The sequence below is a fragment of the Streptomyces sp. SID11385 genome, from assembly GCF_010548245.1.
Classification (GTDB): domain Bacteria; phylum Actinomycetota; class Actinomycetes; order Streptomycetales; family Streptomycetaceae; genus Streptomyces.
Window position 1 is genome coordinate 1 of record NZ_JAAGLR010000744.1, and the last position, 349, is coordinate 349.

The window sequence follows — 349 nt, forward strand, 5'->3', positions numbered from 1 at the left end:
CGGGCCGCGCGGCGTCGGAGGCGAAGTGCGTGATGCGGACGCGGTGCGGGCGCCCCGCCTCGATACCGGCCTCGACGGCGGCCCCCGCGTCGTCCACGTGCACATGGACGTGCCACAGGCCGTCCCCGCCCACGACGACGAGGGACTCACCGAGCGCGTCGAGCCGCGCCCGCAGGCGCGCCACCGCCTCGTCCTCGGCGTCCAGGAGGTAGATCACCTCGTACCCGGGCCCCGACCCGTCCCACTCCTCGGTGTCCCGGCACGCGGCGTCCCCGCTCCCCCGCCGCGCGACGTCGCCCGCCCACGCGACGTCGCGCGGCGCGACGTCCGCCGCGAGCGCGGCGTCCTC

At 78.8% G+C, this 349-nt stretch carries 1 pseudogene; it reads right to left on the reverse strand.

What is annotated here, in order from left to right:
• Positions 1 to 349, reverse strand: a pseudogene (locus G3I42_RS22490) (dihydroxyacetone kinase); the annotation flags it as partial.